The 22,031-nt window shown below is 74.4% G+C and carries 18 protein-coding genes, 1 pseudogene and 1 CRISPR repeat array; of the genes and pseudogenes, 11 read left to right on the top strand and 8 right to left on the bottom strand.

The genetic code is table 11. The annotated features are described in order from the left end of the window. Window positions 1-228: 228 nt before the first annotated feature. Window positions 229-2,949: an aconitate hydratase AcnA gene (gene acnA / locus FH609_RS09760; RefSeq protein ID WP_139666866.1), complete on the bottom strand. Its 2,721-nt coding sequence runs from the start codon at window positions 2,947-2,949 to the stop codon at window positions 229-231. Between the two features lie 844 nt (window positions 2,950-3,793). Between acnA and FH609_RS09755 the strand changes: the two genes are divergently transcribed. Then, the gene (locus FH609_RS09755) at window positions 3,794-4,669 is read left to right on the top strand and encodes a phosphotransferase (protein ID WP_139667029.1); all 876 of its coding nucleotides are present in this window, start codon (window positions 3,794-3,796) and stop codon (window positions 4,667-4,669) included. A 302-nt stretch (window positions 4,670-4,971) separates the two neighbouring features. Here FH609_RS09755 and FH609_RS09750 read toward each other — a convergent pair whose 3' ends face one another. Beyond that, window positions 4,972-5,355 carry a GntR family transcriptional regulator gene (locus tag FH609_RS09750; protein WP_139666867.1) on the bottom strand — a complete coding sequence of 128 codons (384 nt, stop codon included), beginning with the start codon at window positions 5,353-5,355 and terminating at the stop codon, window positions 4,972-4,974. A 4-nt stretch (window positions 5,356-5,359) separates the two neighbouring features. Next, entirely contained in the window at window positions 5,360-6,328 is a 969-nt protein-coding gene (locus FH609_RS09745; protein ID WP_193317831.1) for a DUF1648 domain-containing protein, read from the bottom strand. 156 nt (window positions 6,329-6,484) lie between these two features. Here FH609_RS09745 and FH609_RS09740 point away from each other — a divergent pair, with 156 nt between their 5' ends. After that, window positions 6,485-8,014, top strand: a complete 1,530-nt coding sequence (locus tag FH609_RS09740) for a UDP-N-acetylglucosamine 1-carboxyvinyltransferase (RefSeq protein WP_139666869.1) — start codon at window positions 6,485-6,487, stop codon at window positions 8,012-8,014. Between the two features lie 87 nt (window positions 8,015-8,101). On the opposite strand, the gene FH609_RS09735 is transcribed toward FH609_RS09740, so the two are convergent. Continuing rightward, window positions 8,102-9,064, bottom strand: coding sequence for an NAD(P)-dependent oxidoreductase (locus tag FH609_RS09735; RefSeq protein ID WP_226961530.1), 963 nt, complete (start codon window positions 9,062-9,064; stop codon window positions 8,102-8,104). Window positions 9,065-9,275: 211 nt separating this feature from the next. Here FH609_RS09735 and FH609_RS32105 point away from each other — a divergent pair, with 211 nt between their 5' ends. From FH609_RS32105 to FH609_RS09720, 3 genes and pseudogenes are all read left to right on the top strand, one after another. Continuing rightward, window positions 9,276-12,521, top strand: coding sequence for a BTAD domain-containing putative transcriptional regulator (locus tag FH609_RS32105; RefSeq protein ID WP_139666870.1), 3,246 nt, complete (start codon window positions 9,276-9,278; stop codon window positions 12,519-12,521). A gap of 150 nt (window positions 12,522-12,671) precedes the next feature. Further along, window positions 12,672-12,944: direct repeats of the CRISPR family, unit length 29 nt; unit sequence GTCTTCCCCGCACGCGCGGGGGTGGTCCG. A 116-nt stretch (window positions 12,945-13,060) separates the two neighbouring features. Beyond that, window positions 13,061-13,441, top strand: coding sequence for a hypothetical protein (locus FH609_RS09725; RefSeq protein ID WP_139666871.1), 381 nt, complete (start codon window positions 13,061-13,063; stop codon window positions 13,439-13,441). Window positions 13,442-13,495: 54 nt separating this feature from the next. Then, window positions 13,496-13,935: pseudogene (locus FH609_RS09720) on the top strand (VOC family protein). Between the two features lie 37 nt (window positions 13,936-13,972). Here the strand turns inward: FH609_RS09720 and FH609_RS09715 are convergent. The 3 genes from FH609_RS09715 to FH609_RS09705 are packed head-to-tail and all read right to left on the bottom strand — an operon-like array spanning window position 13,973 to window position 15,915. Continuing rightward, window positions 13,973-14,836, bottom strand: a complete 864-nt coding sequence (locus tag FH609_RS09715) for a MauE/DoxX family redox-associated membrane protein (RefSeq protein WP_226961529.1) — start codon at window positions 14,834-14,836, stop codon at window positions 13,973-13,975. Between the two features lie 22 nt (window positions 14,837-14,858). Then, the gene (locus FH609_RS09710; protein ID WP_139666872.1) at window positions 14,859-15,467 is read right to left on the bottom strand and encodes a cell wall protein; all 609 of its coding nucleotides are present in this window, start codon (window positions 15,465-15,467) and stop codon (window positions 14,859-14,861) included. 22 nt (window positions 15,468-15,489) lie between these two features. After that, on the bottom strand, window positions 15,490-15,915 hold the full coding sequence (locus tag FH609_RS09705) for an RlpA-like double-psi beta-barrel domain-containing protein (protein ID WP_139666873.1): 426 nt from the start codon (window positions 15,913-15,915) through the stop codon (window positions 15,490-15,492). Window positions 15,916-16,508: 593 nt separating this feature from the next. Here FH609_RS09705 and FH609_RS09700 point away from each other — a divergent pair. From FH609_RS09700 to FH609_RS09685, 4 genes are all read left to right on the top strand, one after another. Then, entirely contained in the window at window positions 16,509-16,781 is a 273-nt protein-coding gene (locus tag FH609_RS09700; RefSeq protein WP_139666874.1) for a hypothetical protein, read from the top strand. A 122-nt stretch (window positions 16,782-16,903) separates the two neighbouring features. Then, entirely contained in the window at window positions 16,904-17,386 is a 483-nt protein-coding gene (locus FH609_RS09695; RefSeq protein ID WP_319789585.1) for a helix-turn-helix domain-containing protein, read from the top strand. 52 nt (window positions 17,387-17,438) lie between these two features. Beyond that, window positions 17,439-17,648 carry a DUF3099 domain-containing protein gene (locus FH609_RS09690; RefSeq protein WP_226963059.1) on the top strand — a complete coding sequence of 70 codons (210 nt, stop codon included), beginning with the start codon at window positions 17,439-17,441 and terminating at the stop codon, window positions 17,646-17,648. Between the two features lie 104 nt (window positions 17,649-17,752). Next, window positions 17,753-18,286: a hypothetical protein gene (locus tag FH609_RS09685; RefSeq protein WP_139666875.1), complete on the top strand. Its 534-nt coding sequence runs from the start codon at window positions 17,753-17,755 to the stop codon at window positions 18,284-18,286. Window positions 18,287-18,438: 152 nt separating this feature from the next. Here the strand turns inward: FH609_RS09685 and FH609_RS09680 are convergent, their stop codons facing one another. Next, complete coding sequence (locus FH609_RS09680; RefSeq protein WP_139666876.1) at window positions 18,439-19,335, bottom strand: isocitrate lyase/PEP mutase family protein; 897 nt, start codon at window positions 19,333-19,335, stop codon at window positions 18,439-18,441. 111 nt (window positions 19,336-19,446) lie between these two features. On the opposite strand from FH609_RS09680, the gene FH609_RS09675 reads away from it, so the two are divergent. Next, complete coding sequence (locus FH609_RS09675) at window positions 19,447-20,712, top strand: Nramp family divalent metal transporter (RefSeq protein ID WP_139666877.1); 1,266 nt, start codon at window positions 19,447-19,449, stop codon at window positions 20,710-20,712. Between the two features lie 36 nt (window positions 20,713-20,748). After that, on the top strand, window positions 20,749-21,981 hold the full coding sequence (locus tag FH609_RS09670; RefSeq protein ID WP_139666878.1) for an arginine deiminase: 1,233 nt from the start codon (window positions 20,749-20,751) through the stop codon (window positions 21,979-21,981). Window positions 21,982-22,031 lie beyond the last annotated feature (50 nt).

Here is a 22,031-nt window from a genome sequence, read left to right as displayed (position 1 = left end):
TACACGGAAGATCGCGAGCCAAGATCGCCGGGAGGCTTTTCCGAGTTGAGATCTCCCCGACACACACGAAGGGCCGGCCACGTCCGGGTGAATCGCGGACAGTTGGCCGACCCTCGCGCTGAGCTGGGGATTCGCGGGCCGCGCTGACGCTTCGTCAGCGGGCGCCCGGCCCGCGCGTCCGCCGGGTCGCGGTGACCCGGCGGTAACGCGGGAGCGGGCGCCCGGCGCTCACTTGCGCAGCAGCGAACGCAGCACGTACTGCATGATCCCGCCGTTGCGGTAGTAGTCCGCCTCGCCGGGGGTGTCGATCCGGACCACGGCGTCGAACTCCACGCCGCCGTCCGTGGTGACCCTGACGGTCTCGGGCGTGGTGCCGTCGTTGAGCGCGGTCACGCCGGTGATGGAGAAGGTCTCCTCGCCGGTCAGGCCCAGCGAGGCGGCGTCCTGCCCGGCCGGGAACTGGAGCGGCAGCACGCCCATCCCGATCAGGTTGGAGCGGTGGATGCGCTCGTAGGACTCGGCGATCACGGCCCGCACGCCCAGCAGCGCGGTGCCCTTGGCCGCCCAGTCGCGGGAGGAGCCCGAGCCGTACTCCTTGCCGGCCAGGACGACCAGCGGGACGCCCGCCTCCTGGTAGTTGCGCGAGGCGTCGTAGATGAACGACACCGGCGCGCCGTCCTGGGTGAAGTCCCGGGTGTAGCCGCCCTCGGTGCCGGGCGCGATCTGGTTCCGCAGCCGGATGTTGGCGAAGGTGCCCCTGATCATCACCTCGTGGTTGCCGCGCCGGGAGCCGTAGGAGTTGAAGTCCCGCCGCTCCACGCCGTGTTCGGTGAGGTAGCGGCCGGCGGGGGTGTCCGCCTTGATGGCGCCGGCCGGCGAGATGTGGTCGGTGGTGACCGAGTCGCCCAGCTTGGCCAGCACCCGGGCCCCGGTGATGTCGGAGACCGGCTCCGGGTCCTGCCTCATGCCCTCGAAGTAGGGGGGCTTGCGGACGTAGGTGGACTCCGGGTCCCACTCGAAGGTCGAACCGGTGGGGATCGGCAGCGCGTTCCACTGGGCGTCGCCGGCGAAGACGTCCGCGTAGCTCTGGCCGAACATCTCCTGGCCGATGGCGGAGGCAACGACCTCCTCGATCTCCCGCTCGGTGGGCCAGATGTCCCGCAGGTAGACCGGGCGGCCCTCGGCGTCGGCGCCCAGCGGCTCGCGGGTGATGTCCACCTTCATGGAGCCGGCGAGCGCGTAGGCGACCACCAGCGGCGGGCTGGCCAGGTAGTTCATCTTGACGTCGGGGTTGATCCGGCCCTCGAAGTTCCGGTTGCCGGAGAGGACGGAAACCACGGCGAGGTCGTGCTCGTTGACCGCCTGCGAGATCTCCTCGGGCAGCGGGCCCGAGTTGCCGATGCAGGTGGTGCAGCCGTAACCGACCAGGTTGAAGCCGAGCTTGTCCAGGTACGGGGTCAGGCCGGCGCGGTCGTAGTAGTCCATGACGACCTTGGAGCCGGGCGCGAGGGTCGTCTTGACCCACGGCTTGCGCGACAGGCCGCGCTCGACCGCCTTCTTGGCCAGCAGCGCCGCGCCCACCATCACCGAGGGGTTGGAGGTGTTGGTGCAGGAGGTGATGGCGGCGACGGTGACCGCGCCGTGGTCCAGTTCGAAGCTGCTGCCGTCGGCCAGGGTCACGGTGACCGGGTGGCTGGGCGTGCCGTTGCTGACGGCCGGGGAGTCGGAGGCCGGGAAGGACTCCTTGCCGGCCTCGTCGGCGTCCGCGTTCGGCACGTAGGCGCGCACGTCGTCGGCGAACTTGGCGGTGGCGTCGGAGAGCGCGATCCGGTCCTGGGGGCGCTTGGGGCCGGCGATCGAGGGCACCACGGTGGCCAGGTCCAGCTCCAGGTACTCGCTGAACTCCGGCTCGCTGGCCGGGTCCAGCCACAGGCCCTGCTCCTTGGCGTAGGACTCGACCAGCGCCAGCTGCTGGGCGTCCCGGCCGGTCAGCCGCAGATAGCTGATGGTCTCAGCGTCGATCGGGAAGATCGCGGCCGTCGAGCCGAACTCCGGCGACATGTTGCCGATGGTCGCGCGGTTGGCCAGCGGGATGGCGCCGACGCCCTCGCCGTAGAACTCGACGAACTTGCCCACCACACCGTGCTTGCGCAGCATCTCGGTGATGGTGAGGACCAGGTCGGTGGCGGTGGTGCCGGTGGGCAGCTCGCCGGTGAGCTTGAAGCCGACCACGCGCGGGATCAGCATGGAGACCGGCTGCCCCAGCATCGCGGCCTCGGCCTCGATGCCGCCGACGCCCCAGCCGAGCACGCCCAGGCCGTTGACCATGGTGGTGTGCGAGTCGGTGCCGACCAGGGTGTCCGGGTACGCCTGACCATTCCTGACCATCACGGTCCGCGCCAGGTGCTCAATGTTCACCTGGTGCACGATTCCGGTGCCGGGCGGGACCACCTTGAACTCGTCGAAGGCGGTCTGGCCCCAGCGCAGGAACTGGTAGCGCTCGCGGTTGCGGCCGTACTCCAGCTCGACGTTCTGCTGGAACGCGTTGGCGGTGCCGAACTTGTCGGCGATGACGGAGTGGTCGATGACCAGCTCGGCCGGCGCCAGCGGGTTGATGCGCGCCGGGTCGCCGCCCAACTCGCGCACGGCCTCCCGCATGGTGGCCAGGTCCACCACGCAGGGCACGCCGGTGAAGTCCTGCATGATCACGCGGGCCGGCGTGAACTGGATCTCCTGGCTGGGCTGCGCGCTGGCGTCCCAACCGGCGAGGGCCCGGATGTGATCGGCGGTGATGTTCGCCCCGTCCTCGGTCCGGAGCAGGTTCTCCAGCAGCACCTTCAGGCTGTACGGCAGGCGGTCCGAGCCCGCCACCTTGTCCAGCCGGAAAATCTCGTACGACTCGTCGCCCACCCGCAGGGTGCTGCGGGCGTCGAAGCTGTTCGCCGACACGACTGTCTCCTTCACCACATGATTCGCGCGTTCTACCGCAATCCTGCCGTGCGCACCGGGCCACCACTCGCTAAGGGAACCCTAAGTGGGCCCCTCGGAAGGCGCATCGACAGACGGTTTCCCGCCGTCCCACGGCGTCGTCTCTCGACGCCAGGTATCTCGATGTCGAGATAACCCTAACGCATCGACGGGCGGCGGCGTCGAGGAACGGTCGCCCCGCCGCGTCGGGGCGCGGCGGGGCGGGGCGCGCTGCGCGGCGGGGCGCTGCCGCGCCACGGCGGGTTGGGGCGCGGCGGGGCGCGCGGCGCGGCGGCGGGTTGGGGCGCGGGGTGAGGCGCGCGAGCGGCGCGGCGCGGCGGGGGCCTGGCGGGGCGGCGGCGGGGTGGAGGGCCTGGCCGAGCGCCGGCAGGGCACGGCGGCGGGGGCGCCCTGGCGCGGTGGCCGGTGGCGGCCGGGGCGCGCGTCAGCCGGCCGCCATCTCCCGGGACGCGGGCGGCGGTTCGCGCGGTGCGGCGCAGCGCGGCCGGGCGGGGCCCAACCGCCATGCGGGCGGCGGGGGTTCGCGGCGGCGCGCGTTCGCGGCCTGGGTCGGAAAGGCGATGAACGGGAAGCGTGTGGGCAGCAGACTGACCGGATGAACGGACCAGCGAATCCCCCGGCGGACGCCGAACGGACGGACCCGGCCCGGGTGGACCCGGCCCGAGTGGATCTGACGCGCGCAAACCTGGCGGACACAGACTTGGCCGGTGTCGGTCCGGCGGGCGTGGGCCCAGCGGACACAGACCTGGCAGGCGCAGACCCGGCGGGTGTCGGTCCGGCGGGGGCGGGCCTGGCAGATACAGACCTGGCGAAGGCGACGGCGCGGCTGGTGCGGCGGTTCGGGCCGGGGGTGGCCGGGTGGTGCGCGGAGGTCCCGCGCCTGGTCGCGGGGTTGACCGCGCGTTGGGGCCTCACGCTCGGCGCGCCGCTGCCCGAGGGCGCCGCGTCGATCACGCTGCGCTGCCGCTGGCCGGACGGCACGCCGGCGGTGCTGAAGCTCAGCCCGGACCGGACGCTGCTGGTCGAGCAGGCGGACATGCTGCGCTGGTTGGCCGCCTCGGGCCGGGTGCCGGTGGTGGTGGCGCTGGACGGGGCGGCGGGCGCGCTGGTGATGACGGAGATCCTGCCGGGCACGGAGGCGGGCGAGTTGCCCGCCGCCTCGCTCCCGGAGCGGTGGGCCGACCTGCTGGCCGCCTTGCACGGCCTTGCCCCGCCGCCGGGGGCGACGCGCACGCTGGGCGACCGGTGCGAGGAGGCGTTCGCGCGGGTCGGCCGGCGGCTGATCGAGCCGGCGGTCGGCGCACGGCTGGACGCCGCCGCCTGGGACCGGGCCGTTCGACGCTGCGATCGGCTGCTGGCCACGACGGCGCGGCCCGTGCTGCTCCACGGTGACCTGCACCCGGGCAACGCGCTCGACGGCGGCGCGGCGCGCGGGCTGATGGCCATCGACCCGAAGGTGTGCGTGGGCGATCCGTGCTTCGACGCCGTGGACCTCGTCGTGGCCGGGGCCGGGGCCGAGGGGGTCGGGGCGCGCTGCGCGCGCGTCGCTGCGGCGTGCGGGCTCGACGGCGAGCGGCTGCACGAGTGGAGCCGGGTGATCGCCGCGTTCGCGGCCGTCGCCCAACTCGCGGGCGGGGGCGAGGAGTCGACGACCGAGGAGCTGTTGGCGTTGACCCGCTAAGCACGGTGGCTGCCCGGCGATCGTCGAGGGCGCGGGGGCCGTGGGGCCGGCGGCCGGCGAGCCGGGCGCCGTTCCCCAGAAGGCGGCCGTCCCCGGGGAGGCGGCCACCCCCGAGACGCCGGCCGCCCCCGAGGCCGCGCGGTGACGGCCGCCCGGGCCCGTTCAGCGAGTGGCGGCCGTGTTCCCGCTCAACCCGCTCAACTGGCTGGCATAGGGCCCGCGTTCGGCGCTGCTGCCGGACGCGGCGCGCGCCGCAGCGCTGCGGTGCGCGGCGCTGCCCGCGTAGGGCCGGGCGGCCGCCCTCAGTGCGCCCCGGATTCGGCGGCGGCGGTGGGGAGTTGGGAGGCGACCAGCCGCAGGATCTCCTCGTCCCCGACGCCCAGTGCCCTGGCCTCGGCGACCAGTTCGGCGGCCAGGGTGAGCAGCCGGGCCAGGCCCGGCGCGTCGGTCCGGCCGGTGACCACCGTGCCCCGGCCGCGCCGCAGCTCCACCAGCCCCTCGTCGCGCAGCCGCTGGTAGCCGCGCAGCACGGTGTGCACGTTGACGCCCAGCGAACCGGCCAACGAGCGGGCCGGCGGCAGCCGTTCGCCCGGCTGGGCCGAGCCGTCGGCGATCGCGCCCCGGACGCAGGCGGCGATCTGCTCGCCCAGCGGGACGGGCGAGTCGGGCGTGACCCGGAAGAGCATCGGCTCAGTCGCCTTCCCCGCGCCGGCGCGCGGCCAGCCCGTTGAGCAGCGCGGCGGCGGTGTCCGCGTCGTCCACGGTGACGACGAACGCCCGCCCGCCGGCGCGCCGCACCCGCAGCGCCTCGCCGGAGCGCAGCACGACGCCTGAGGCGCCGGGCCGGACGCGGTAGCCCCAGCCGCCGAAGTCGCCGATCGCGTCCACCCGCACCGCCTCCGCCTCCGCGACGCTGGCCAGCGGAACGGACAGCCTCGGCCTCGGCAGCAGCGGCAGGTCGACGACCAGCCCCGAGCCGTCCACGGTGACCCGCACGCTGGCCAGCGCGCCGACGAGGACGGCAGCCAGCAGGCCCAGCAGCCCCGGCGTCCACTCCCCCGCCGCCAGCGAGACCACCGAGGCCGCCAGCACCACCAGGGCGGCGATCCGCATCATGCGGGAGCCGACATGTCGACTCCAGACCGCCGACTCGCCCGGCGCCAGCGGCAGCACCGGGGAACGTCCCTGGCGCTCGCGGTTCCTCGGGTCCGCGCCCGCCAGCCGCCAGGCGCCGAGCCCCGCCAGCGCGCCACCGCTCAGCGCCAGCGGCAGCCACCACAGCGGCATCCGCACGTCGGTCGGGTCGGCGACGTCGACGTTGACCAGCAGCGAGGTGACCAGCAGCGTCCCGGTGAACACCGGCAGGCCGGCGCCGAGCGCGGTCGTCAGCCGGCGCATCGGGCCCCGGCCACGCCACAGGGCGACGCCGAGCACGAGCCCCTGGAAGACCAGCGTGCCCACCGCCATGGCCAGCAGAGCCTCGCGGGAGAGGAAGCCGTCCGCCGTGCCGCCACCGTCGAAGTGGGTGGCCACCCGGTCCGGCAGCCGGTCGTGCACCCCGATCGCGACGGCGGTCAGGATGCCGATCGCCGCGAGGTGCGGCAGGACGACCAGCGCCAGCCCGCGCCCCCGCCCTCGCTCGTCGGTGGTCTCTCCCATGCCCGCTCCCCTCGTCCGCGCACGGCCGTTGGCCACTTGTTCGCATTCGACGCGAACAACTAGAACAACAGTAGAACACGCCGCCGCTCGGCGTGTCACCACCCGAATGGCCCACCCCGAGAGGAGCAATCTCATATGTGAGATAGGCTCGAAGACATGATCGATGACTACCTGGCCCGGATCGGACAGCTCATTCGGGACGCCCGTCAACATCGCGGCTGGACACAATCGCAGCTCGCGGAGGCACTCAGCACCAGTCAGAGCGCGGTGAACCGCATCGAACGAGGCAACCAGAACATCAGCCTTGAGATGATCGCGCGCATCGGCGAGGCCCTGGACAGCGAGATCGTCTCGCTGGGCTACGCCGGCCCGATGCATCTGCGGGTGGTGGGCGGCAGACGGCTCAACGGCGCCATCGACGTCAAGACGAGCAAGAACGCCTGCGTGGCGCTGCTCTGCGGCAGCCTCCTCAACTCCGGCCGCACCGTGCTGCGTCGGGTCGCCAGGATCGAGGAGGTCTTCCGCATCCTGGAGGTGCTCAACTCGATCGGCGTACGCACCCGTTGGATCAACGAGGGCGCCGACCTGGAGATCACGCCGCCCGCCGAGCTGGACATGGACGCGATCGACCTGGACGCGGCCCGCCGCACCAGGAGCATCATCATGTTCCTCGGGCCGCTGATGCACCGCATGGACCAGTTCAAGATCCCCTACGCCGGCGGCTGCGACCTCGGCACCCGCACCGTCGAGCCGCACATGATGGCCCTGCGCCGCTTCGGGCTCGAGGTCACCGCCACCGAGGGCGTCTACCACGCCACGGTCACGCCGGGCACATCGCCGGACCGCCCCATCGTGCTGACCGAGCGCGGCGACACCGTCACCGAGAACGCGCTGCTGGCCGCCGCCCGGCACGACGGCACCACCGTGATCCGCAACGCGTCCTCCAACTACATGGTCCAGGACCTGTGCTTCTTCCTGGAGCAGTTGGGCGTGGTGATCGACGGCGTGGGCACCACCACGCTGACCGTGCACGGCGTTCCCGAGATCGACCGGGACGTGGACTACTCGCCCTCCGAGGACCCGGTCGAGGCGATGAGCCTGATCGCGGCCGCCCTGGTCACCGAGTCCGAACTCACCGTGCGGCGGGTGCCGTTGGAGTTCCTGGAGATCGAACTGGCCGTCCTGGAGGGCATGGGCCTGGACCACGACCTCGGCCCCGAGTACAAGGCGGACAACGGCCGCACCCGGCTGGCCGACCTCACCGTGCGGCCCTCCAAGCTGGAGGCGCCGATCGACAAGATCCACCCGATGCCGTTCCCCGGCCTCAACATCGACAACGCCCCGTTCTTCGCGGCCATCGCGGCCACGGCACACGGCTCGACGATGATCCACGACTGGGTCTACGACAACCGCGCGATCTACCTCACCGACCTCAACCGCCTCGGCGGCCGGCTCCAACTCCTCGACCCGCACCGGGTGTTGGTCGAGGGGCCGACCCGCTGGCGGGCCGCCGAGATGATGTGCCCGCCGGCGCTGCGGCCCGCCGTGGTCGTCCTGCTCGCGATGATGGCGGCCGAGGGCACCTCGGTGCTGCGCAACGTCTATGTGATCAACCGTGGTTACGAGGACCTCGCCGAGCGGCTGAACTCGGTCGGCGCGCAGATCGAGACCTTCCGCGACATCTGAGCCGGCCCGGCCGGCGCAACCCGCCGGGCCGCCGGGCCCGTTGACCGTGCCCCCTCCCCGCCGCGCGGGAGGGGGCGCGGTCGCGTCTCAGGCCGCCGCGTGCTCGGGCAGGGCCTCGGCGACGCTGGCGATGCCGCTGGCGCCGTGGCCGGCGGCCGCCGCGCGGTCCAGCAGGGTCGTGAACAGCCGGGGCACGTCGGTGGCGAGGCCCGCCGCCGCGCTGGCGTGCGTCAGATGCTCCAGCGCCGCGCGGTGCACGTCGACGGTGCCGTCGTCGTCCGGGTAACGGCCCTCCGTCACCTGCCGCGCGTGCTCGCCCAACAGCGAGCCAACGAACGGCAGATGGACGGCGGCCACCGAGGCGAACGCCGCCGGGTCGACGCCCGCCGAACGCACCAGGGCCAGCGCGTGGTGGAACCCGGCCAGCGTCCCCCAGGCCAGCCCGAACAGCGCGGTGTCATAGACCGGCGCCAGCGCCGGATCGGCGCCCAGGTGCAGGGCGTTGCCCAGGCTCGCCAGCACCGGGCGGTGCGCGGCGAACGCCTCCGGCGCCCCGCTGAACACGAACAGCGCCTCGGGCCGGCCCACCAGCCGGGTGCCGCTCATCGCGGCGCCGTCGAGGTAGGCGGCGCCGTGCCGCCCGGCCCACGCGGCGGCCTCGGCGGCCTGTTCGGGCGTGCCGGAGGTCAGGTTGACCAGCACCCGGCCGCGCAGTTCCCCCGCCACCGGCCCCAGCACCTCCCGCACCGTCGCGTACTCCGGCAGGCACACCACGACCAGCGGGCTCGCCAGGACCGCCTCCCGTGGCGCCGCCGCGCGGAGCGCGCCCTGGGCGGCCAGCGCCTCGGCCCGCGCCGCGCCCCGGTTCCACACGGTGGTGGGGTGGCCGGCGGCCAGGAACGCCTGGGCCAGCCTGGCCCCCAACTGACCGAGACCGATCACCGACACCGCCGACCGCTCGCGGCCCGCCGCGCCGGCCGGCCGTTCCTCGTCGCCCCGCTCCGCGTCCGCGTCCGCATTCGCCTTCACCTTCGACTTCGCCATCGTCATCGCCGTCTCCTTCTACGCTTGGGCGCTTCCGCGTTCGTCCTCTTGTGGTGCGCCGCGACGGGCGGCGGTGGCCGGCCCGTTCGGCGTTGACCTCACGGTGCCGGGCGGCGCTGTCGGGGCGGTGTCGGAACGCTGTCGGCCGCGCTGTCGGGGTGGGGCTGTGCGCCGGTCGGTCGGGAACGCCGCTGGTGGGGCGGGTTACGGTGCGTCCATGCGCTTCCTGGTCCTCGGCCCGTTGACCGTCCTGGCATCCGACGGGCGGCCCCTCGACGTGCCCGAGGCCGGGGTGCGCGCGCTGCTGGCGGTGCTGCTCACCGAGGCCGGGCGCACGGTCTCCGCCGACCGGCTGGTGGACGAGCTGTGGGGCGATCGGCCGCCGAGGAACCCGGCCGGCGCGCTCCAGACCAGGGTCTCCCGGCTGCGCCGGGCCCTGGCCGAGCCGGGGACGGGGAGCCCCGTCGAGTCCCGGCACGCCGGCTATCTGCTGCGGGTCGCGCCCGAAGCGGTGGACGCGCACCGCTTCGCCACCCTGACGGCGCGGGCCGGCGCGGCCGGCGCGGCCGGGGACCCGCGCGCGAGCGCCGAGTTGCTGCGGGAGGCGCTGGCGCTGTGGAACGGGGAGCCGTTCGCCGGCGTGGGCGACCTTCCCGCGCTGCGGAGCACGGCGACACGGCTCGTCGAGGAGCGGCTGACCGCCGTGGAGGCGCTGGCCGAGGCCCGCCTCGAACTGGGTGAACACCACGCGGTGGGCGACGAGTTGACCGCCCTGGCGGCCGCCCATCCGCTGCGCGAGCGGCTGCGCGCCGCCCAGCTGCGCGCCCTCTGGCTCGCCGGGCGGCAGGCCGAGGCGCTGGCCGGGTACGAGTCCCTGCGGGTGCGGCTCGCCGAGGAGCTGGGCGTGGACCCCGGCCCCGAACTCGCCGCCCTGCACCGGGCGATCCTCACCCAGGACCCGGGCCTGCGCCCGCCGCCGGCGGCGTCGGCCCGCGTGCCGGAAGGGCGGGCCGCGCCGCTGACCGCCCTCGTCGGCCGGGAGCCGGCCGTCGCCGCCATCGCCCAACTCCTGGACGGGCACCGCCTGGTGACGCTGACCGGGCCCGGCGGCGTCGGCAAGACGCGGCTCGCGGAGGAGGTGGCGGAACGGGTGGCCGGCGGCCGGCCCGACGGGGTGCGAACGGTCGCGCTGGGCGGGGGCGTTGACGCGCCGGCCGCCGGCGGTTCCGTTCTCCTCGGCGCTGCTCCTCTCGGCCCCGTGAACCCGGTGGCGGAGCGGCTCGGGGCGGCGCTCGGCGCCCGGGAGGACGACGCCCCGGGCGGGCTGCTGGACGCGCTGCGTGCGCGGCTCCGCCCGCTCCGACTCCTGCTGCTGCTCGACAACTGCGAGCACCTGATCGGTCCGGCCGCCGCGACCGTGCGCGAACTACTCGCGGCAGCACCCGGGTTGACCGTGCTGGCCACCAGCAGGGAGCCGCTGGGCCTGCCGGGCGAGGCGGTGTGGACCGTGCCGCCGCTCCAACAGGCCGACGCCGAGGCGCTGTTCGCCGCCCGGGCGGGTGACTCGGCGCCCGGCTTCGCCGTCACCGAGGCGAATGCGGCGGCCGTCGCGACGATCTGCCGCCGGCTGGACCGGCTCCCCCTCGCCCTGGAGCTGGCCGCCGCCCGCGTCCGGGCGCTCGGCGTCCACGCACTGGCCGCCCGACTCGACGACCGCTTCCGGCTGTTGACCGGCGGCGCGCACGGCCTGCCGCCCCGGCAGCGCACGCTGCGCGCGGTCGTCGACTGGAGCTGGGACCTCCTCGACGCGGACGAACGCGCACTGCTGCGCCGCCTCTCCGTCTTCGCCCCGGCCGACGGGCTGGACCTGGCGGCGGCGGAGGCGGTGTGCGGCGGCGAACGGGCGGACGAACGGGGTGAGGTCGTCGGCCCGTTGATCCGGCTGGTGGACCGTTCCCTGGTCACGGCCGAGGACCCCACGGACACCGACGGTGCGGCGGCCGAAGGCCCGCGCTACCGGCTGCCGGAGACCGTCGCGGCCTACGCGCGCGAACGCCTCGTCGAGGCGGGCGAGTTGGCGGACCTCCAGGCGCGGCACCTCGTGCACTGCACCGCGTTGGCCGAACGGGGCTCCGCCGGACTGCGCGGCCCGGAGCAGGCGGCGTGGCTGCTCCGCCTCGACCGGGAGAGCGGCAATCTGCGCGCCGCCCTCGACGGCGCCGTGCGGCGGCGGAACGGGGACGGCGCGCTGCGGTTGGCGGTCGCGCTGGGCTGGTACTGGTTTCTGCGCGGCCGACTCAGCGAAGCGCGGCGGTCGTTGGGCGAGGCGCTGGCGGTGGCCGGAACACCGGCGGGCGGGACACCGGCGGGCGGGGCGGCCGACGAGGGGCTTCGTTCCGGCGCGGCGCTGTGGCACGCGGGGTTCGCGGCACTGGCCGGCGACCACGCGACGGCGCGGGTCGGCGCCGAGCGGGGCGACGCCCGGGCCGTCTGGTTCCTCGGGCACGCGCTGCTGCGGTCGGGGGCCGATCTGCCGCGCGGCGAGGCGCTGCTCGCTCGGGCGCTGGGCGCGCTCGGCGCGGCCGGGGACCGCTGGGGAACGGCCGCCGCGCTCACCACCCGGGCGGTGCGGTCCCTGCTGCGGGGCGACCTCGGGCCCGCCCGGGACGACGCCGAGGCCGCGCACGCGACCTTCCTCGAACTCGGCGACGGCTGGGGGCGGTTGAACGCCGGCTACGCCCTGGCCGCGCTGGCCACCATCGCCGGCGACCTGCCGCGCGCGGAGCGGCTGCACCGCGAAGGGCTGCGGCTGGCCGAGGAGTTGGGGCTCTGGGCCGAGGCGGCCGACCGCATCACGGGGTTGGGCCGCGTCGCGCTGCTGACCGGCGACCGGTCGGCGGCCGACGCGCTGCACCGGCGGTCGATGGCGCTGGCCGCGCGGCACGGGTACGCGGCGGGCGAGGTGCACGCCGAGATCGGCCTCGGCCTCGCCGCCCGGCGCGCGGGTGACCTCGACGGCGCGGAACGGCACCTGCGCGCCGCGCTGGACTGGCACCGCGCCACGGACTTCGGGCCGGGGCCGGCGCTGCTCCTCGCCGAACTCGGCTTCGTCGCCGAGCTGCGGGGCGAGGTCGCCGAGGCGTTCGACCTGCACCGGAGGGGGCTGGCCGCCGCCCGGGAGAGCGGCGACCCCAGGGCGGTCGCCCTCGCCCTCGAAGGACTCGCCGGGGCGTATGCCTCCGGCGGTCAACCGGTGGCCGCCGCGCGGCGCCTCGGCGCGGCGGCCCGCCTCCGCGAGGCCGCCGGCGCGCCGCTGCCGGCGGCCGAACGCGGGGACGCTGGCCGCGTGGCAGCGGAGGCGCGCGCCGCCCTGGGGGCGGCGCGCTTCGCGAGGGAGTTCCGGGGGTGCCCTCCGGGCGGGCGCGGGAGCGACGCCAACGCCGTTGTCAGTGCCGGCGGTTAGTTTTGAACGACGGTCGGTGACGGGCGTCGTGGAACGGAACGGGGGGACAGGAGAACGGGAGGCGGGATGGTGCGGCACGTGGTGAACTGCGGTTCGGTGTGGGGAGGTCAAGTAATGGCAAAGCGCATCTGACGCCGCAGGTCACGAAGTCTCTTCCCCGCACACGCGGGGGTGGTCCGGTCACAGCGCCGATCCAGCTGTACGCGGAGCTGTCTTCCCCGCACACGCGGGGGTGGTCCGTCCGCACCCGCCTCGCCGCCCTCGGCGTCCCCGTCTTCCCCGCACGCGCGGGGGTGGTCCGTTGCGGGAACCTGCCCATGGTCTCGGGCGGGGGTCTTCCCCGCACGCGCGGGGGTGGTCCGCCGCCCGGGGCGGCCGCCTCGGTGGCGACCGCGTCTTCCCCGCACGCGCGGGGGTGGTCCGGTCCGGCTGCGGTTTGCAGCCGGTCCCGGCGGTGACGGGTTGGGGGCGGCCCTGCGGTCCCGGGCGGGTGCCTCGGCCCGGGACAACTCCTGTGCGTCGGGCATAGGTTGACCGTCATGGAGATCACCGTTGACCGCACGAGCGTCGCGGCGGGGGACGACGCGCTGCCGCATGTCAGGACCCTCGACGTGCCGGCCGATGCCTCGTTGGGCCGGGTGGTCGCCGGGTTGCTGGCGGACCGCTACCTGGCCACCGTCGCCGGCGGGCGGGCGACCTGGATTCTCACGGTGGGTGGCGAGCCGGTGGGCGTGGTGGCGCAGCAGTGGGCCGCACCCCGGTATCTGGTGGACGCCGACCGGCCGATCGCCTCGTTCGCCGCGCCCGAGGCGCCCGAGACCCCAGACCCCGGCGTCGCGCTGGTGTTCCGCTACTGGAAGCAGCACGATCCGGACGGTGTGCTCGCCGCGCTGGCTGCCGGGCGCTGGCCGGCCCGCTGAGCGGGGGCGCGTCGTCGCGCCGGACTGTCGGTGGCGCGGGTCAGACTGGGCGTCATGCACACGAGCGACACGGCGAGCCCGCTCGCCCAGGGCAGCCCCTCGACCCGGCTGCCCGCCCAGGACCTGGACCGGGCCCGCCGGTTCTACGCCGAGCGGCTCGGCCTCGAACCGGCCGACGAGCGCCCCGGCGGGCTGCTCTACCGGTGCGGCGGCGTGGAGTTCTGGTCTTCCTCTCGGCCGGCACCTCCCCGGGCACCTTCACCCAGATGTCCTGGAACGTTCCCGACATCGCCGCCACGGTCGCCGAACTGAAGCGGCGCGGCGTGGAGTTCGAGCATGTCGAGCTGCCGGACTCGTACGAGGGGGAACGCGTCGGCGAGGAGATCGTGGAGGTGCGCGGCCACTATCCGAGCAGGAACGCCCGGGGCGAGCACGGCGCCTGGTTCCGGGACAGCGAGGGCAACATGCTGTCCGTCGGCCAGGACGTCGTCTGAGGGCGCGGGCCCCGGGCGGGTCCGGGGCCCGCGCCGGTCAGGCGCCGGGGGCCACGACCAGTTCGGGCGTGAGCACCTCCTCGGTCTCCCGGTCGACGACGCCGACCCTGATGACCCGTTCGGTCAGCCCGTCCCTGGTGGCCCTGGCGTCCAGGGCGAAGAGGACGGAGACCGGGCGTTCGGCGTCGCCGACCCGCTGCGCCCCGGCGTAGTGCAGGATGCGCCAGCCGTCCTCCTCCCAGTGCTCCAGCAGCCCGGAGCGGATGATCGGCGCCACCGTCTCCCAGGCCAGGGAGCGCTCCAGCAGTTCGACGGAGGCGGCCACCGGGGTGCCGGCGGCGCCGGTGTCCAGCGGGTGGCCGAACAGGCGGATGCGGAGCCGGCGCAGCGGCACCCGCCACTGGTGCTCGGGCGCGGCCGCCAGCCAGGCCAGGGCCGCGCCGCCGGCGAGCAGCACGGCGGACGAGACGCCAGGCCGTTCGGCGAGCGCCGTCCACCACGGGTCGCCGGCCAACGCGCCGACGCCGGCGCCCGCCGCCACCGCGCCGGCCCGGGCGAACGCGTGCCAGCCGATCGGCGCGCTGTCCGAGGCGGTGCAGCCGCAGGAGGACTCGGGCGCCACGGCCCGGCCGGCCACCAGATAGCCGAGGAACGCGGCGCCCAGCAGCGCGCCACCCACGGCGGCGGCCGGAACCGCCGTCAACAACCCGACGCCGACGGCCAGTTCGGCGACGCCGGTGCCGCGCAGCACCCACACCGCACGGTCCGGGTCCTTCAGCAGCCGGGGCAGCGCGCTGCGCGCGGCCTGGGCGCGCAGCGAGCGTCGCGCCACCTTGGGCGCGCCGCTGACCAGCAGAAGCACGCCGACCAGCGGCGGCAGCAACGAGGCGAGCAGGCTCATCAACCGACCGTCCCTTCGTTCCTCAGTGCCCGACGGTGACGCGCACCAGGTCGATGGAGTCGTCGGCCGGCCGCCACGCGCCCAGCACCTGGGCCGGCTGGCCGATCCGCAGCCGGGAGAGGTCGGAGGTCAGCGCCCCGCCGGCGTAGGAGGCCGAGGTCTCCGGGATGGTGTTCCCGACCAACGCGTGGTTGTTGTGGGCGAGATGGAGCCGCTGGCGCTCGATGCCCCGGATGGTGGTGTAGAGGTTGACGATGTTCACCCAGACCGCGTCGGCGGCGATGGTCCCGTCGGGCATCGGCACGCCGCGCGCGTAGAGCCCGTCGCCGACCTCGATGTCGTCGGCGGTGGTGGGCCTGGCCTTCCAGACGCTGGTCGCGTTGGTCAGCTGGATGCGGTGCCGCTCGCCGTGCGAGCCGGCGACATGGAGCAACGAGCCCTGGATGGCGCCGATCCGGCCCTCGGCGAAGGCGGACTGGCTGATCGCCGGGTCGAGCGAGGGCCCGGGGGCGGCGAACGCGGCGTCGGCGTCGAGCGCGCCGAGCGCCGAGGCGCCCACGATGGTGGCGCCGCCCAGCGCGGCGCTGGTCAGGAAGCCTCGGCGGCCGAGGCGTGGGGTGTCGTTCTTCACGAGTGGTCTCCTCTCGCCTCGTTCACTCGGTGATCAGGACGGGCAGCACGCCGGAGTCGAGGCTGCCGATCGCGGAGTAGGCGGCGGGGGTGAGGTCGAGGATGCGGTTGACCCGGCAGGAGCCGCCGCAGCAGGACTGCTCGCCGCAGAAGCTGCGGGTCCTGGGGCCGCAGTCGGTGATGGTGATGCAGACCGTGGCGCCGGAACACTGGTGGCGCACGTTCATGACCGAGCCGCAGCCCCGGCGCGGGATGCCACCCTCGCCGCACTGGTCGGGGCGGGTGATGTCCCAGCACGCCTGGGAGGCGTTGGGCCAGGCGCCGTGGTTGGCGGCGGACCGGCAGTTGCCGCAGGCGCCACCGCCGGCGCTGCCGCAGGGGCCCCAGGCCGCGCCGCAGCAGAACCAGGTGGTCTCCCCTGCCCAGAGGGAGTTGGATGAGCAGGCCACGATGAACTTCCCTTCGCTGAAGGGGTCCTGGCGGACCCCGGAGGCATCGGAGCCCTACCCACTCTTTTGACCCGTACATGACATTCAGAGAGTGATCTACGCGCGGGGACCAACGGATGACCGTGGTCCGTGGTGCGGTGGTCCATGGTGCGGTGGAGCGGAACGTTCCCTCTCGCGGAGGCGGTGAGGGGTCGGGGACGTCGTCGTCCTGGTGCCGTGGTGCGGTGGGGGGTCATGGCAGAGCAGGCGGAGCGTCGAACGCGCCCATAGTGCGCCCGGCGCACCGCGTCGCGCCAGAGGGCAGGCCGCGCCACCATTGGTCGAACGTGTGGCGGGGCTGGTGGGGCGGCGCACGCCGGGCGCGCGGCGCGAAGCCGCCGCGCGGGGGGCGGGGGCGGCTAGCGTTCCGACCGTCCGGACCGTTCCGTCGCCTCCGGTGCTGTCGGAGCTTCCGTGGCTTCCGCTGTTCCGTTGGGACGCGCCGGGCCGGCTCCTCGTTCCCCGACTGCCCCGAGGGGGCATGAGCGGCGGCCAACCTGGGGACAGTGATCAGCAGGACCGGTTAATCCCCGGCAGCGGTGAGGAGTTCCGTCATGGACCAGGCGCTGGACAACAGGCTGGACAATCGGCTGGACCGGAAGACCACACGACGCACCCGCCTCCTGTTCGCGGCCACGGTCGCCCTCGCCATGGCCCTGTCCCCCGTCTTCTTCCTGCACGAACTGCTGATCGGCGCGCTGGGTCTGGTCGGCACCGGCATCGCCACCCGGGAGCGCGAGGGCCGGATCGCCCGCGTCGCCACGGTGGTCTTCGCCGGCCTGCTGGCCGGCAGCCTGCCCTATCTGGTGCTGGCCGCGCTGACCTGACGGGGCCGCTGATCCGACGGGGTCGAGGCGGAACGTTCGGCCCGCCCTAACGCACCCGACGAACGGGGTCGAGCGGGCCCAACCATGGGAATACGTCACGTTCTCTGGTATCCAGGGACCTCGTGGAGACGCACTTCGATCATGAGGACAACGGCAGACCCGAGGACCAACGAGATCGCGGCACGGCCGGCGGGTATCGCGGCGCGGCCGGGGAGTGCGGGCGCGGTGCCGAGGTGCTTCCCCGCGACCGGGCCCCACGCGCCGTGCTGGAGCTGATCGCCGGCAAGTGGACGATGCTGACGCTGGTCGCCCTGGCGGACGGCCGGGCGATGCGCTTCAACGAACTGCGCCGCCGCCTGGAGGGCGTCACCCAGAAGATGCTCACGCAGACCCTGCGGGCGCTGGAGCGCGAGGGGCTGTTGACCAGAACGGTCTACCCGACGGTGCCGCCGAGGGTGGAGTACCGGCTGACGGCGCTCGGGGAGGAAATAGCGGAGCTGGTGCTGCGGATCGCGGAGTGGAGCGCCAGCCGCACCGAGCAGTTGCGCGCCGCCCGCGCGAACTTCGACCGGCGCGCCCCGCACCCGCGCCCGTTGAGCGCGTGAGCGCTTGAGCGCTTGCCGCGCGGGGGGCGGGCCGCCCGCCTAGCCTGGGGTGGTGTCCTCGCGGAACGCGCGACGCCGTCGCTATCTGGTGCTGATGGCCGTCTGTCTGCTGCTCTTCGTGGGCGGCGGGGCGGTGGTCAGGCTGTGGTCGGTGCCGGTGGCCATCGCGATGTGCGCGCTGGCCGCCGTGATCCCGCCGGTCGCCACCATCGTGGCCAACCGCAGGGAGCGGGACGACCGTTGGTGGGACGAGGAACGCTGACGGGAGTGGGGCGGCGGGCGGGATACGGCGGAGGGCCGTTCACCCGCAGGGTCGGGGTCACCGACGGCAAGTGGCGTGCCACACGCGGAAGTTACGCTGACCGGATGGGTGAGTTCCTTCTGGTGGCCTTCCTGCTCCTGCTGGCGGCCGGCGTGGTCTCCGGGCCGGTCGGAAAGTCCCGCAGGCGTCGGCACCCCTTCCGCCCCGGCGGGCCCGCCTCCTTCCACGGCCCGCGCGGGCGGGCGAACATCGACCACCTGGTAATCACTCCCGCCGCCGCCGTCATCAACGTGGACAGCACGATGTGGTCGGCCAGGAGCGGGAACGTCCATGAGCGGAACGGGCGGGTCTTCCACGGCTCCGTGGACCGCACCAGGAGCGTGGCGGCGGCCAGGTACGAGTCGAGCCAGGCCGCGTTGGCGCTGGGCCAGCCGGTCGCCACCGCCATCGCGGTGCACGGCGCCCGAATAACCGGCGGCCAGATCACGCTCCCCGGCGTTCTGATCGTCCCCGCGCACAGCCTGGTCGCGCTCCTCCGGCAGATCGACCACGCCACGGGCCCCGCCAGTCCCTCCGCCGCCCGCCCACTGGCCCACCGCGCCGCCCGCCTGCTGCCTCCCTGTTCCGACCACCGCTGAAGACGGCCCCGGACGCCACGGTCGCGCGGCCTCCGGGAAACACCGTGCTGTCGGCCGGTCCGCACCCTGGCTTCGGGACGGCGGGACGTGAACCCCGCGACCCCTTGACCCCCAGTCAAGTACGCCACCAAACGGGCCAACCAGGTCGGCGGTCAGACGGCGGCGTCGCCGGAACCGCCGGGGGCAACCGCCTCGGACATCAGGGAGTTGAGGCCGCCGTAGTCGAGGGCGCCGGTCAGGGCGCCGTAGGTGCCGGCGGCGAGGAACTCCTCGGTGGCCCGGGCGGCCAGCCCGTACGCCGCCTGGGCGATGGCCGAGCCCAGGCTGATGCGGGCCGCGCCGGCGGCGGTCAGCGCCGCGACGTCGGGGGCGCCGGGGCCGGCCAGCACGTTGAGCGGGGCGTCCAGGCCGTCGGCCAGGGTGCGCACCAGTTCGGGGTCGGTGACCCCGGGCACGAAGACGCCGTCGGCGCCGGCCGCCAGATAGGCGCGGCCGCGCGCCAGGGCCTCGTCGACCAGGGCGGTGGCCGCGCCCCGGTGCCGGAGGAACACGTCGACCCGCGCGTTCAGGAAGAGCGGCACGGCCGCCGCTTCGGCCGCCGCGCGAGCGGCGGCGAGGCGTTCGGCCTGCTCGCCGGCCGGGCGCAGCGGTTGAGGGCCGCCGTGGCTGGAGTCCTCCAGGTTGACGCCGACCGCGCCGGCGGCCAGCACCTCGGCGACGGTCTCTCCGACGCCGGCCGCGTCCGGCGCGAAGCCGCTCTCGATGTCGGCGGTGACCGGGAGTTCGACGGCGGAGGCGACCCGGGCGACCAGCGCGACCGCGTCCGCGCGGGCGAGCCGGTCGCCGTCGGGGGCGCCCAGGCTCCAGGCGACGCCCGAGCTGGTGGTGGCGATGGCGGCGGCGCCGGCCCGGGCGGCGAGGCGGGCGCTGAGCGCGTCCCAGGCGTTGGCCAGCAGCAACGGCCGCGCGCCCCGGTGCAGGGTGTGCAGCAGTCGCGCCCGGGTGGCGAGGTCGGTCGGGTGGGGCGCGTGCGGGTGGGGCTCGTTCATGGGCTCAGTGAAACAGCGCTCCCCGCGCCGCACCGGCGGTTTTCGGACACCCACGACACGGTGCCGGGTCCCGGTGGCCTGAACGTGCGTCCCGGTGGGCATCCTCCCGGCGTGGCGACGACGCGCGAGAGTCCTCAACCTCCCACTCGGCGCTGGCGGTTGGTCGGTCCCGGGCTGGTGGTCGCGGCGACCGGGGTCGGCGCGGGCGACCTCGTCGCCACCACGGTGGCCGGCAGCCGCTACGGGTACACGCTGCTGTGGGCGGCGGTCGTCGGCTGTCTGATCAAGGTGGCGCTGGCGGAGGCCACCGGCCGCTGGCATCTGGCGACCGGGCGCACCATCTTCGACGGCTGGCGCACGCTGGGCCGTTGGACCACCTGGTACTTCGGGATCTACATCGTGGTCTGGGGCTTCGTGTACGGCGCCACCGCGATGTCGGCCAGCGGCCTGCCGCTGGTCTCGCTCTTCCCCGACGGGCCCTCGCTGCGGGTGTGGGGCATGGTGAGCGGGGTCGCGGGGCTGTTGTGCGTCTGGTTCAACCGCTACGCGGTCGTCGAGAAGATCATGATGGTCTTCGCCGGGCTGATGTTCGTGGTGGTCGTGTCGTTGGCGATCCGGGTCGGGCCGGACGTGGCCGCGATGGGCGCGGGGCTGTGGCCGACGCTGCCGGACGGCTCGGTCGTCTACACGCTGGGGCTGATCGGCGGCGTCGGGGGCACGATCACGCTGGCCGCCTATGGCTACTGGGTGACGGCCAAGGGGTGGACGACGCCGCGCTGGATGCCGATGATGCGGCTGGACAACCGGGTGGCCTACGCCACCACCGGCATCTTCGTGCTCGCGATGCTGGTGGTCGGGGCCGAGCTGCTGAACTCGGCGGAGATCGCGGTGGCCAGCGGGGACCGGGGGCTGCTGGATCTGGGCGAGGTGTTGGAGGAACGCTTCGGTGCGACCACGGCGGACTTCTTCCTGATCGGCTTCTTTGCCGCCTCGTTCAGTTCGGTGATCGGGGTCTGGCACGGGGTGAGCCTGCTCTTCGCGGACTTCCTGGTGCGCACCCGGCCCGCCCTCGCCGGGCGGGCGGCCGTGGCGGGGGAACGGGAACGGTCGCTGCCGTTCCGCGCCTATCTGCTGTGGCTGACGTTCCCGCCGATGGCGCTGCTCTTCCTTGACCAGCCGATCGGGCTGGTGATCACCTATGGCGTGCTCGGTTCGTTCTTCATGCCGTTCCTGGCACTGACGCTTCTCTATCTGCTCAACTCCGGTCAGACGCCGCTGAGCTGGCGGAACGGCAGGCTGAGCAACGCGACGCTCGCGGCCTCCGGGGTGCTCTTCGTGATCCTGTGCGTTCAGCAGATCCGCGATCTGCCCTGGTAGCGGGCGGGGTCGGGGGGCGGGGCGCAGAATGGGGCCATGCCCTTTCATGTTGACTCCGAGACCGGCCGGCTGCGTCGGGTGATCCTCCATCGCCCCGGTCTCGAACTGAAGCGCCTGACCCCCACCAACAAGGACGAGCTGCTCTTCGACGATGTGCTCTGGGTGAGGCGCGCTCAGCAGGAACACGACATCTTCGCCGCGCTGCTGCGCGGGCGGGGCGTCGAGGTCCGGCTCTTCGGCGAGCTGCTGGCGGAGAGCCTGGAGATCCCGGGTGCCCGCTCGCTGGTGCTGGAGCGGGTCTTCGACGAGCGCGAGTACGGGCCGCTGGCCACCGACGCGCTGCGCGCCGTCTTCGACGGCCTGTCCGGCGCCGAGCTGGCCGAGGCGCTGGTCGGCGGGATGACCAAGCGCGAGTACCTGGAGCGCTATCCGGCGCCGAACTCGGTGCGGCTGCACGTCATGGACCTGGACGAGTTCCTGCTCCAGCCGCTGCCCAACCACCTGTTCACCCGGGACACCTCGGCCTGGGTCTACGACGGGGTGGCGGTCAACGCGATGCGCTGGCCGGCCAGGCAGCGGGAGGCGGTGCACTTCGAGGCGATCTACCGGCACCATCCGCTGTTCACCTCGGCCGAGGTGCCGTTCCACCACTGGTCGGAGCCGCACGGCGCGCATCCCTCGACCATCGAGGGCGGGGACGTGCTGGTGATCGGCCGGGGCGCGGTGCTGGTCGGGATGAGCGAACGGACCACCCCGCAGGCGGTGGAGCTGCTGGCGCGGCGGCTGTTCGCGACCGGTTCGGCGCACACCATCGTCGCACTGGACATGCCGAAGCGGCGGGCGTTCATGCATCTGGACACGGTGCTGACCATGGTCGACGCGGAGACGTTCACCCAGTACGCGGGGCTGGGGATGCTGCGCTCCTACACGATCACGCCGGGCACGGGCGGGCGGGAGCTGTCGGTGGCCGACAACCCGCCGGAGCACATGCACCGGGCGATCGCGGAGGCGTTGGGCCTGGGCAAGATCCGGGTGTTGACCGCCACCCAGGACCTGCACGCGGCGGAGCGCGAGCAGTGGGACGACGGCTGCAACGTGCTGGCCGTCGAGCCGGGGGTGGTCGTGGCCTACGAGCGGACCGTCACCTCCAACACCGAGCTGCGGCGGAACGGGGTCGAGGTGCTGGAGATCCCGGGCAGCGAGCTGGGGCGAGGGCGGGGCGGGCCGCGCTGCATGAGCTGCCCGATAGAGCGCGACCCCGTGGACTAGCGACGACCACGACCGCGACCGCCCCGGGGCGGGGCGGCGAGACGGGGCAC

It is taken from the genome of Streptomyces sp. 3MP-14, from assembly GCF_006334905.2.
Taxonomy (GTDB): Bacteria; Actinomycetota; Actinomycetes; order Streptomycetales; family Streptomycetaceae; genus Streptomyces; species Streptomyces triticirhizae.
The sequence above is the reverse complement of the archived record's forward strand: the minus strand, read 5'-3'. Positions and strand labels throughout refer to the sequence as shown.

What these genes read in the sequence shown, in the direction of transcription:
- FH609_RS09750 (WP_139666867.1), bottom strand. Translation starts at nt 5,355, where the DNA reads ATGCTCTTCCGGGTCACGCCCGACTCGCCCGTCCCGCTGGGCGAGCAG.
- FH609_RS09745 (WP_193317831.1), bottom strand. Translation starts at nt 6,328, where the DNA reads ATGGGAGAGACCACCGACGAGCGAGGGCGGGGGCGCGGGCTGGCGCTG.
- FH609_RS09740 (WP_139666869.1), top strand. Translation starts at nt 6,485, where the DNA reads ATGATCGATGACTACCTGGCCCGGATCGGACAGCTCATTCGGGACGCC.
- FH609_RS09735 (WP_226961530.1), bottom strand. Translation starts at nt 9,064, where the DNA reads ATGACGATGGCGAAGTCGAAGGTGAAGGCGAATGCGGACGCGGACGCG.
- FH609_RS32105 (WP_139666870.1), top strand. Translation starts at nt 9,276, where the DNA reads ATGCGCTTCCTGGTCCTCGGCCCGTTGACCGTCCTGGCATCCGACGGG.
- FH609_RS09725 (WP_139666871.1), top strand. Translation starts at nt 13,061, where the DNA reads ATGGAGATCACCGTTGACCGCACGAGCGTCGCGGCGGGGGACGACGCG.
- FH609_RS09715 (WP_226961529.1), bottom strand. Translation starts at nt 14,836, where the DNA reads ATGAGCCTGCTCGCCTCGTTGCTGCCGCCGCTGGTCGGCGTGCTTCTG.
- FH609_RS09700 (WP_139666874.1), top strand. Translation starts at nt 16,509, where the DNA reads ATGGACCAGGCGCTGGACAACAGGCTGGACAATCGGCTGGACCGGAAG.
- FH609_RS09685 (WP_139666875.1), top strand. Translation starts at nt 17,753, where the DNA reads ATGGGTGAGTTCCTTCTGGTGGCCTTCCTGCTCCTGCTGGCGGCCGGC.
- FH609_RS09680 (WP_139666876.1), bottom strand. Translation starts at nt 19,335, where the DNA reads ATGAACGAGCCCCACCCGCACGCGCCCCACCCGACCGACCTCGCCACC.
- FH609_RS09670 (WP_139666878.1), top strand. Translation starts at nt 20,749, where the DNA reads ATGCCCTTTCATGTTGACTCCGAGACCGGCCGGCTGCGTCGGGTGATC.